The organism is Robinsoniella sp. (assembly GCF_034124845.1).
In genome coordinates, this window is the sequence record NZ_JAWYAJ010000233.1 from 1 (window position 1) to 10,248 (window position 10,248).

The following is a 10,248-nucleotide window of genomic DNA, read 5'->3' on the forward strand; positions in this document are numbered from 1 at the left end:
CTCTTTAATAGAATCTTTCAAGGTTGTTTCACTGTTCAATTATCAAGGTTCTGCTGTTTCTCTTTGTTGTTGTACTCTTTAGCGCAACTTCTATATCCTATCACACTGCCAAGTGCTTGTCAACAACTTTTTTCACAAAGTTTTATGTGTATGATTCAATAGAATGCTTTACACATTATGCACTTTTTAGTATTTCTTGTCGTTTGTTTTAAGCGACTTTGATATAATACCATTTCATTCATCAATTGTCAACTATATAATTACCTTTTTTTACAAAAAATTCCGAAGAATTTTCTCCGGAATTTTTGAAAGATGCATAGCCACAATATATTGTGTCCCATACTTAATAACACCACATATAATTGATTTATATCCGTGTCTGGTTTTTGGCTGAACCTGACGAATCCCTACCGGAGCAAGTTTTAAAAAGTTTTGTAACAGCACAGTATTATCGTCCAGTTCTTCTGCCAGACTTTCGATCAGAAAACCTGCCATCTCCTTGCACTTAATACATTGCTTTCCTATATGAAGGAGCTGCTGTACATCTTCAAATGTTCTGGCTCCTCCATAAACTGCATCCTCTATTTGTCCGGCAGTTACTCCGTTACAGGTACATATGATAAGATCACGCTTCATATTCTACTCCTCTGGCTTCATCTCCATCCAATTCAAACCAGAATTCCACTCCGTTATCGTAATTTATTGCACCGCATTTCTGTCGGTAGGAATCCATGATCGCTTTTACAATGGACAGACCGATACCACTGCCGCCATATTCACGCGTTCTGGCTTTATCCACCTTATAGAATTTTATCCAAATCTTATCCAGATCTTCTTCTGGTATGGGAAGTCCTGTATTAAATACAGAAACTCGTATTTTTTGATTCACACTGCAGATCTTGACTTCCACAATCATTTCATTTGCCACATGATTGAGTGCATTGCTGACATAATTAGTGATGACTTCTTCTATTTTAAATTCATCTGCCCACGCGTAAACTGGCTGCTCCTGTTCAAAAATGATTTTCGCACCTTTTTGCTGTCCAAGAATACCCGCTGATTGTACCACACCACGAACCAGAGCCGTTAAGTCAAACCTCTCCATAACTACTTTTTCCTGTCCAAATTCAAGCTGATTTAACGTCAGAAGCTTTTTGACCATCTGATTCATCTTTGATGCTTCATCCATGATTACTTCACAATAGAAGTCCCGGCTCTCTTCATCATCATTTATGCATTCCCGTAAGCCTTCCGCATATCCCTGGATCAGGGCAATCGGCGTCTTTAATTCATGGGAAACATTTGACAGGAAATCTTTACGCATTTCATCAATCTGTATTTTTTGCTCAATATCTTTTTGCAGTTCATTATTTGCTGTCTTTAATTCGGAAATTGTTGTCTCCAGAGTTTCTGACATCTGATTAAAATGATCTCCCAACTGACCGATTTCATTTTTTCCGCCGCTTTTATATTTTGCGTTAAAATCCAGGCTTGCCATTCGTTTGGATAAATCGGTAAGCTCCAGAATCGGTGCTGTAATATGATTGGACAGCCACCAGATAATAATAATCGCGAGCAAAATGAAAATGATACTGATGTATGTCAGGAATTCATTTGAGATTTTAACGTTATCACGGATACTGTCCAGGGGGATTCGCATAATCACATAATCATTGGAATCTAATATGCCCCACATTTCCAGAAACTCTGATTTCGATATATCATCCCAATTTTTTTGCACAAGGAAGTTATCTCCCTGTCTCAATATACTGATGTCTGAATTATCCAATCCCATAACATATCCAAAAACCCTGCCAACCATATTTTTTACTTCCTTGCTGTCATTACTCGTGTACAAAGGAAGTAAGTTCTCATTGAGAATCGCAAGATTAATGTTATTCTGACCGCACAGACTGTTTAAATTTTCCCAGAATTCACTTGTATTATAGTTATTATCAATATCACCTTTATTTATTTCCTGAAAAACATTTACCAGAACCTTTTCCTTTTTTACAACATAATAACTCTCCAGGAAGAAGTTATTGATAAGCCAGTTTGCGACCAGCATAAGCACTACCAGTCCGATAAAGATAAGCGCCATTTGTCTCCGAATTGAATGCTTCATCTATTCCACCTCGAACTTGTAGCCCATTCCCCAGATCGTTTTAATATAATCACCTTTTTCACCCAATTTACTGCGGAGTTTTTTCACGTGTGTATCAATCGTTCTGGCGTCGCCAAAGTAATCGTAGTTCCAGACGCTGTTCAGAATCTTCTCCCTGGAAAGTGCCAGTCCCTGGTTCTCTACAAAATATGCCAACAGCTCAAATTCTTTATAGCTTAAATCTACCGGCTTTCCATCTACTTTCACAAGATGAGCCGCCTTATTAATCTCAATTGCTCCTGCAATAATAATTTCATCCGGTGATATAGAATTCGTTCTTCTAAGTATCGCTTCTACTCTCGCAACCAGAATCTTTGGACTAAAAGGTTTTGATATATACTCGTCAACGCCAAGTTCAAATCCAAGCAGTTCATCCCGTTCATCGCTTTTTGCAGTTAACATGATAATCGGCACCTTGGAATAGGTACGGATTTCCCTGCATACCTGCCAGCCATCCATTTTGGGCATCATCACATCCAGAATCACCAGTGCTATATCTTTTACTTCAAAGAAAACGTCCAGGGCCTCTGCTCCGTTCTCTGCCTCTAACACAACAAAATCTTTTTTAACGAGAAAGTCTTTTACCAGCTTTCTCATTCTGCTTTCATCATCTACAACTAAAACTTTTAATTTATCCATTATCTCCAACCTCCGAACCTGTATTCTGAATGAAGTATAACAACAAATTATGTCAGTTCTGTGAAAACCCCAATCCGTTCACGAATATTTTGCATTTTGCAATCAGTGTCAGCAATCACTTCCGCACATTTCTTAAGTTCCAGACTGATATCCTCGCTGTCTTTAATGTCCTCAAAGTTCTTTTTATAACGAAGCTGATGCTCCAGGCTTGCCCAGAAATCCATGGCAATGGTACGGATTTGTACCTCTACTCTCATATTCTGTTTTGCCTTTGAAAAGAAAACCGGCACCTCTACGATCATATGCAGGCTGCGGTAACCATTTTCTTTTGGATTGCGGATATAATCCTTCACTTCCAGAAGCTTCACGTCATCCTGTCTGGCCAGCATCTTAGCCACATCATAAATATCATCAATAAAATAGCAGATAACCCGGATACCTGCTACGTCATTTAAATTATTTACAACAGAATCTATTGATACCTCCAGCCCTCTGCTCTGGAGTTTATTCGCAATACTAATCGGTTTCTTAATTCTGGATTTGATAAATTCAATCGGGTTTCGGTTATACCTTACAGACAGCTCATCGTTCAACACTTCCAGTTTTGTTTTAATTTCACGAATCGCACAATTATACATCATCATTAATTCATCGAATTCTTTTGCCTGTCTGAATAACGGACCTGCGGAATCCGGAATAATGCGTTTATTTATAAAACTCATTTCTTTTTCCAAAGATTTCTCCTCCTTTGTAATACCCAAACGCCTGAACTAGTACCACCGTGCGGCACTATTGTTACTGTTCGGATGGAGTACCTGGTACTTTTCCAACACACAAAGACGTCTCATAATACTTCCCCTATTCTAGCATAAGTGTTGCATCCATACAAGGTAAAAGCAAAACTTTATACTATTTTTACGTTTATTTTATGGTTCTTTTGGCAATATTATGGTTATGTTGTCAAAAGCAAAGATACATACCAAACAATGTGAAAAAGAGGTGGCGGGCGATGGAAAAATTTTCTTTGAAGTGTTTTCTTTTAATTGAAATTACTTTTTATTCTATGATATTCTTATCCGATTTCCTTGGATTATTTCCACATCTGCCCATTACAATACTAAAATTCTGTACCGTGCTTACATGCCTGTTTTTCAGCATCTGGTATTATCTGAGTACAAAGTCCTCCAGCCGCTATTTTGTTTTTATTACTGCATCTTTATTTTTCTCATTATTTGCAGATTATTTTCTTATATTCACAAAATTTTATTTCCTGGGGATCTGTATGTTCTTGATTGTGCAGATCTGTTACTGCAAAATTATGCAAAAGAATGTTTTTACCATGTTGACATTTGGGGCCGGAGGAAGCTTAATATTCTGCCTGATCTGCCGGCTGGCTTCCATCGAAATAAACAGTACTGCTGCATTAGCCGCAGTTTATTTCTTCTGTCTCCTTTTCAATCTCTTCCATTCATGGAGGGAACAAATGGGATTATTTGCCCTTGGAGTCTGCCTGCTGCTGTTTTGTGATATTCATGTGGGGATTGGTAATTTGACGTTATATGTGGAATTGAGCAGAGGGGGATGGCTGGACAACTGGTATCGGATTGCGCCCAGTATGGTTTGGGTGTTTTATATACCTGGACAGGTATTGGTGACGTTGTCGGGGTTGTTGCGGTTGGATGGGGGATTGGTGCGGATTGGGGAAAGATTCCCTTCCTAGATCTATTACATCATTTATAGTCATAAAAACTAATAAAACTAATTCATCTTTGATCGAACCTTTATCACGCATAAATATATCCAATAACCAATCAAAGTTCCAAGCACATTTGTTAAAATATCGTCTGTCTGGAAATACCCCCGCTCAGAAATAAACTGAAATATTTCAATAGCCAGACTTGTAAGGAATCCAACTCCAAGACATCTCCAAACCGTATGAATCCGTTTCCAGAGAATCGGTACCAAGAATCCCAAAGGAATCATCATAATAATATTTTCAATCACATACGACATTGCCCTGGGCGTATTCTGAAAAGTAGCACCAATCATTAAATCCGCCCTCGTTCTTGACCCCGGCTCCCTGGAAAAATAAGCGATCTCCAGAACCAGATAACAGTATACAGAAAAGATATAAATAACCGTTAACAGAGAACCTCTTATTTTCAACTGTTGATTAAAAAATTTCTTAACACTCCACAGAATTATTACAAGTAGAAATATAATACCAATTCCGAACAGTATGCCCCTGATACCGTATGCAAAAATGAATTCTTTAAAGTCTTTCAAAATGAGTGCTTTCATAAACATAACTTCCCTGCTTCTGTTTTCTATTTCTGTTAAAGCAAAATAACATGTCTGCTACCAGACTAATTTATAATGATACCATAATATATGGGAATATTGTAAATAATTTTATTAATATTTGCGTCATATAATCTTAATAGTCTTTCCATGAAGCGTCTTCCTTTTTATTCTTTCATTTCTATTAAATATCCTGCTGTTTCTTGTACTAAATCACATAAATTCATTGACAAATCTTGCTAAAAGAGATATCCTAAATCCAAATGAAAGGTGGTGGTTTAGTTATGTACAAAGAAAGAGGTTTTGCTATAATTGAGAAATTAGTGCTAATTTGTACATGCATTTTTAGTATAACCTATTTGCTGTGCAGTACACAGTTTGTACATGCTGCAGAAGCAAAAAATCAAGGCGAAACAAAAAAAGCCGAATCTAAGGTTACATATAACAAGGAAACTTATACTCTGAAATCCAATATTGAGACGACATTGTTCATGGGTATTGACAACGTCAACAATGAACAGGAAGACGGTACTGTTGATTCCCTGGGGGATAGCGGTATGGCTGACTGTCTGTTCTTAGTAGTTTCAGACAAAGACACCGGAAAAAGCCAGATTATCGGCATCAACCGGGATACCATGACAGATGTAGATATGCTGGATATCTATGGCGAATATTTTCGGACCGCAAATCTTCAGATCGCACTCTCCCATGGATATGGGGATGGCAAGGAACAAAGCTGTCTGAATACAGTAAAAGCGGTGTCAAACTTATTTGGCGGCATCAAAATCGATCATTATGTTGCAATGAAAATGGCTGCTATTCCTACGATTAATGACGCTATCGGCGGAGTATCCGTAGAAGTACTGGAGGATCTTACCAGCCAGGATTCCGCTTTGGCTAAAGGAAAAACCGTTGAGTTAAAAGGAAAACAATCTTTACAATACGTAAAATACCGTGATACCGATAAATTGGATTCCAATCAGTTAAGAATACAGCGACAAAAACAATATATTACTGCATTTACGAAAAAGCTGGCGTCTGAAACATCAAAAGATCCGTTTAGTATCCTTACGCTGTATAAACAGATTCAAAAATATGTAGTAACTGATTTAAACACTGCTCAAATGCAGACCTTATTTGACAAATTTGCAAAATCCGGCCTTGGAGATGAGAATTTCCATATGGTTCCCGGAAAGCTTACCGAGGGGAAATTTTATGCTGAATTCCATGCAGATGAAAAGGGACTGAAAGAACTGGTTCTGGATCTCTTCTACACAAAGCAAAAATAAAACTCTCCTTAAATTGGTGGACAGTATACACTTACATTTCTGTAGGGGTATTCACAATAAAATTTAACACAAAACGGAGGTAACTAACATGAAAAACATAAAAAGAATTGGCTCTCTTGTATTGGCATTTGCATTAATGCTTTCCTTTACAATGTCAGCATTCGCTGCTCCAAGTCCTACTGTTAACGTAAAAGCAAGTAAAGTTATGGTAAATGGCAAGAGTATCGATATCAGCAAATTAAAAATCACAAAAACAAAAGTAACCGTAGATCCTGCAACAGTTGATCCTTCCCTGAAGAATATGGCAATTGCTTATGCAGTTGACGTAAGCCTGGATGGCGTTGATTTTGATGAAGTATCTATTACTTTTGCTATCCCAAGTATCCAGAAAGATGAAAACGTAAAAGTTCTTCATTTACAGAAAGATGACAAGTGGGAAGTACTTACACCAGATAGTGTGGAGGACCAGGAAGTAACTGTGACATTTAAATCTCTGTCACCGGTACTGTTTTTAGTAGACAAGAAATAATACAGAAATGTTTGTGAATATTGGGTATACTGTTGGGTTATGAGCCTGCTGCCTTTTTAGGCGGCAGGTTTTTTGATGTTTCATTAGTTATCTTATGTCTTTACTTCTTTTAAAATGGCATAGCAGCATGTTTCTATTGAAGTCACGGACTTTCCTATATATAATAGTTTTATTATTCAATATGAAAGGAATTAATATGGATGAAAATACCAGGTTATTATTCTTCCGGTGAATTTGCCAGCCTCTCCCATATTACGAAGAAAACACTGCGCTATTATGATGAACATCAGATTCTAAAGCCATCTTATGTCAGTGATTCAGGTGCACGTTTCTATACATACGACGATTTTGCCAGGCTACAGCAGATACTCTTGCTTAAATATTTAGGATTTTCGCTGGATGATATCCGGGAAATGACAATTACGAATACCGATGAACATTTTATGGTTGATTCTCTAAATCTTCAGCTGAAACTTGTGGAAGACCGCATCGAACAAATGCAAGTCGTGGCTCAGACAATACGGGATACTTCCAAATCCATACAAGAAGATAAAACCGTGGATTGGTGTCATATGTTGGAGCTGATTCATGTTATGGGTATGGAAAAGAGCTTAAAAAATCAATATCAAAATGCATCTAACATCGCCGCAAGAATTAATCTTCATCATTTGTACTCCCAGAATACGCAAGGCTGGTTTCCCTGGATCTATGAGCAATGTCACATAAGTTCCGGAGATAATATTCTGGAATTGGGATGTGGTGATGGCACTCTATGGACAGAGAACTTATCACTGATACCGGATGCTGCAAATATCACACTGACAGATATTTCCGAAGGTATGCTGCGGGATACCCGTCGAAGTATCGGTTCCGAAGATTCCCGTTTTCATTTTCATACTTTTGATTGTAGTCATATTCCCTATGAAGATAATAGCTTTAACTTAGTTCTAGCCAACCATGTACTATTCTACTGTGATGATATTGCAAGCGTATGCAGAGAGGTGATCCGTGTTTTAAAATCTGACGGCACATTTATCTGCAGTACCTATGGAAGCCTGCATATGAAAGAAGTAAGCCAGCTTGTATCTGATTTTGATGATCGTATTGTCCTGTCAGCGGATAAGCTGTATGAAAGGTTTGGACGTGAAAATGGAGAAGAAATACTATCTCCTTTTTTTACTAATGTCCTCTGGAACTCCTACGATGATTCCCTGCTTGTGCCTGACTCAGAAACGCTGATCTCCTATGTTCTATCCTGCCACGGAAATCAGAATCAGTATATTGTGGATCGATTCAAGGACTTTCGTTCCTTCGTAAAAAAGAAAACAACTGGTGGTTTTTATATCACAAAAGATGCCGGAATCTTTATTTGCAAAAAATAAATAAAGTTTTTTAAAAAAACACTTGAAGGTGCCCTTAGGGCACCTTTTATAATGATATTACTTAAAGAGATTTCATTTTGCAGAAGATAACAATTAACAATGAAAAGGAGAATTTTATATGAAAGGCATTATACTTGCAGGCGGCTCTGGAACCCGCCTATATCCGTTAACTATGGTTACCTCAAAACAATTATTACCCATTTACGACAAACCTATGATTTATTACCCAATGTCTGTTCTGATGAATGCGGGCATACGTGATATTCTGATTATTTCAACACCTCAGGATACCCCTCGTTTCAAAGAACTGCTGGGCGATGGACATCAATTTGGTACAAACTTATCTTATGCTGTGCAGCCAAGTCCGGACGGACTGGCACAGGCATTTGTCATCGGAGAAGAATTTATCGGCAATGATACTGTTGCTATGGTGCTTGGAGATAATATCTTCGCAGGCCATGGACTTAAGAAACGCCTTAATGCTGCAGTCAAAAATTCCGAAAGCGGCAAAGGTGCCACTGTCTTCGGATACTACGTGGATGATCCGGAACGCTTCGGCATAGTCGAATTCGATTCCGAGGGAAAAGCTATTTCCATTGAAGAAAAACCCAAACATCCAAAGAGCAATTATTGTGTAACTGGTTTGTATTTTTATGATAATAAGGTCGTTGAATATGCTAAAAATTTAAAACCCAGTGATCGGGGAGAACTTGAGATTACGGATCTAAACCGTATTTATTTAGAAAATAATAATTTAAATGTAGAATTATTGGGCCAAGGATTCACCTGGCTGGATACAGGTACGCATGAAAGCCTTGTGGAAGCCACTAATTTTGTCAAAACCATAGAATCCCACCAGCACCGTAAAATTGCCTGCCTGGAGGAAATAGCTTACCTCAATGGCTGGATAACAAGGGATGAACTCATAAACGTCTATGAAGTTTTAAAGAAAAATCAATATGGCCAGTACCTGAAAGATGTCTTAGACGGAAAATACATGGATATCCTGCATTAGAGCTAATTTAAACCAAAATCAAAGGAGAATGAAAACTATGAATATTATCGTAACCGGAGGAGCAGGATTCATCGGCTCCAACTTCGTATTTCACATGTTAAACAAATACCCTGACTATCGCATAGTCTGCTTAGATTGTCTGACTTATGCCGGCAATCTCTCCACACTGGAACCAGTCATGAATCATCCAAACTTCCGCTTTGCCAAGATAAACATCACAGACCGTGAAGCAGTTTACGGGCTTTTTGAAGAAGAACACCCCGATATGGTTGTAAACTTTGCTGCTGAAAGCCATGTAGACCGTTCCATTGAAAATCCGGAAGTTTTCTTAGATACCAATATTAAAGGAACTGCAGTCCTAATGGATGCCTGCCGTAAATATGGAATCCAAAGATACCACCAGGTATCTACTGATGAAGTATATGGTGATCTTCCATTAGACCGCCCTGAATTGTTCTTTACTGAAGAAACACCCATCCATACCAGCCGTCCTTACAGCTCCTCCAAAGCAAGTGCCGATTTATTAGTTCTCGCTTATCACAGAACCTACGGACTTCCGGTTACAATCAGCAGATGTTCGAACAACTATGGCCCCTACCATTTTCCGGAAAAATTAATCCCTCTGATGATCGCCAATGCATTAAATGATAAGCCGCTTCCTGTATACGGGGAAGGATTGAATGTCCGTGACTGGCTTTATGTGGAAGATCATTGCAAAGCAATAGATTTAATCATACACAACGGACGTGTTGGTGAGGTCTATAATGTAGGCGGTCACAATGAAATGAAGAATATCGATATTGTTAAAATTATTTGTAAAGCGCTGGATAAACCGGAAAGCCTGATTACCTATGTCAAAGACCGCAAAGGCCATGATATGCGCTATGCTATCGATCCAACCAAAATTCACAATGAATAAGGATGGCTTC

At 38.2% G+C, this 10,248-nt stretch carries 10 protein-coding genes and 1 pseudogene; 6 read left to right on the forward strand and 5 right to left on the reverse strand.

What is annotated here, in order from left to right; translation table 11 throughout:
- Positions 1-270 precede the first annotated feature (270 nt).
- The 4 genes from ACH2DQ_RS11390 to ACH2DQ_RS11405 are packed head-to-tail and all read right to left on the reverse strand — an operon-like array spanning position 271 to position 3,525.
- Complete coding sequence (locus ACH2DQ_RS11390; protein WP_394914409.1) at positions 271-636, reverse strand: (2Fe-2S)-binding protein; 366 nt, start codon at positions 634-636, stop codon at positions 271-273.
- The gene (locus tag ACH2DQ_RS11395; RefSeq protein ID WP_394914408.1) at positions 626-2,125 is read right to left on the reverse strand and encodes an ATP-binding protein; all 1,500 of its coding nucleotides are present in this window, start codon (positions 2,123-2,125) and stop codon (positions 626-628) included. Before ACH2DQ_RS11395 ends, ACH2DQ_RS11390 begins: the two co-directional genes overlap by 11 nt.
- Positions 2,126-2,803, reverse strand: a complete 678-nt coding sequence (locus ACH2DQ_RS11400) for a response regulator transcription factor (protein ID WP_027294797.1) — start codon at positions 2,801-2,803, stop codon at positions 2,126-2,128. It lies immediately after the preceding gene.
- A 47-nt stretch (positions 2,804-2,850) separates the two neighbouring features.
- On the reverse strand, positions 2,851-3,525 hold the full coding sequence (locus ACH2DQ_RS11405; protein WP_394914418.1) for a GTP pyrophosphokinase family protein: 675 nt from the start codon (positions 3,523-3,525) through the stop codon (positions 2,851-2,853).
- Between the two features lie 761 nt (positions 3,526-4,286).
- On the opposite strand from ACH2DQ_RS11405, the gene ACH2DQ_RS11410 reads away from it, so the two are divergent.
- Positions 4,287-4,523, forward strand: a complete 237-nt coding sequence (locus ACH2DQ_RS11410) for a hypothetical protein (protein ID WP_394914407.1) — start codon at positions 4,287-4,289, stop codon at positions 4,521-4,523.
- A gap of 38 nt (positions 4,524-4,561) precedes the next feature.
- Here ACH2DQ_RS11410 and ACH2DQ_RS11415 read toward each other — a convergent pair whose 3' ends face one another.
- Positions 4,562-5,110, reverse strand: a complete 549-nt coding sequence (locus ACH2DQ_RS11415; protein WP_394914406.1) for a VanZ family protein — start codon at positions 5,108-5,110, stop codon at positions 4,562-4,564.
- Between the two features lie 278 nt (positions 5,111-5,388).
- On the opposite strand from ACH2DQ_RS11415, the gene ACH2DQ_RS11420 reads away from it, so the two are divergent.
- The 5 genes and pseudogenes from ACH2DQ_RS11420 to rfbB form a co-directional block, all read left to right on the forward strand.
- Complete coding sequence (locus tag ACH2DQ_RS11420; RefSeq protein WP_394914405.1) at positions 5,389-6,393, forward strand: LCP family protein; 1,005 nt, start codon at positions 5,389-5,391, stop codon at positions 6,391-6,393.
- Between the two features lie 88 nt (positions 6,394-6,481).
- Entirely contained in the window at positions 6,482-6,922 is a 441-nt protein-coding gene (locus ACH2DQ_RS11425; RefSeq protein WP_044292826.1) for a hypothetical protein, read from the forward strand.
- 200 nt (positions 6,923-7,122) lie between these two features.
- The gene (locus tag ACH2DQ_RS11430; RefSeq protein WP_394914404.1) at positions 7,123-8,304 is read left to right on the forward strand and encodes a methyltransferase domain-containing protein; all 1,182 of its coding nucleotides are present in this window, start codon (positions 7,123-7,125) and stop codon (positions 8,302-8,304) included.
- 118 nt (positions 8,305-8,422) lie between these two features.
- Complete coding sequence (rfbA, locus tag ACH2DQ_RS11435; RefSeq protein WP_394914403.1) at positions 8,423-9,319, forward strand: glucose-1-phosphate thymidylyltransferase RfbA; 897 nt, start codon at positions 8,423-8,425, stop codon at positions 9,317-9,319.
- Positions 9,320-9,356: 37 nt separating this feature from the next.
- Positions 9,357-10,235, forward strand: a pseudogene (gene rfbB, locus ACH2DQ_RS11440) (dTDP-glucose 4,6-dehydratase); the annotation flags it as partial.
- Between the last annotated feature and the right edge of the window lie 13 nt (positions 10,236-10,248).

Excerpts from the sequence above, each read along its gene's own strand:
- ACH2DQ_RS11390 (WP_394914409.1), bottom strand. The coding sequence starts at position 636 with ATGAAGCGTGATCTTATCATATGTACCTGTAACGGAGTAACTGCCGGA.
- ACH2DQ_RS11425 (WP_044292826.1), top strand. The coding sequence starts at position 6,482 with ATGAAAAACATAAAAAGAATTGGCTCTCTTGTATTGGCATTTGCATTA.
- ACH2DQ_RS11395 (WP_394914408.1), bottom strand. The coding sequence starts at position 2,125 with ATGAAGCATTCAATTCGGAGACAAATGGCGCTTATCTTTATCGGACTG.
- ACH2DQ_RS11400 (WP_027294797.1), bottom strand. The coding sequence starts at position 2,803 with ATGGATAAATTAAAAGTTTTAGTTGTAGATGATGAAAGCAGAATGAGA.
- rfbA (WP_394914403.1), top strand. The coding sequence starts at position 8,423 with ATGAAAGGCATTATACTTGCAGGCGGCTCTGGAACCCGCCTATATCCG.
- ACH2DQ_RS11410 (WP_394914407.1), top strand. The coding sequence starts at position 4,287 with ATGGGATTATTTGCCCTTGGAGTCTGCCTGCTGCTGTTTTGTGATATT.
- ACH2DQ_RS11420 (WP_394914405.1), top strand. The coding sequence starts at position 5,389 with ATGTACAAAGAAAGAGGTTTTGCTATAATTGAGAAATTAGTGCTAATT.
- ACH2DQ_RS11430 (WP_394914404.1), top strand. The coding sequence starts at position 7,123 with ATGAAAATACCAGGTTATTATTCTTCCGGTGAATTTGCCAGCCTCTCC.
- ACH2DQ_RS11405 (WP_394914418.1), bottom strand. The coding sequence starts at position 3,525 with ATGAGTTTTATAAATAAACGCATTATTCCGGATTCCGCAGGTCCGTTA.
- ACH2DQ_RS11415 (WP_394914406.1), bottom strand. The coding sequence starts at position 5,110 with ATGTTTATGAAAGCACTCATTTTGAAAGACTTTAAAGAATTCATTTTT.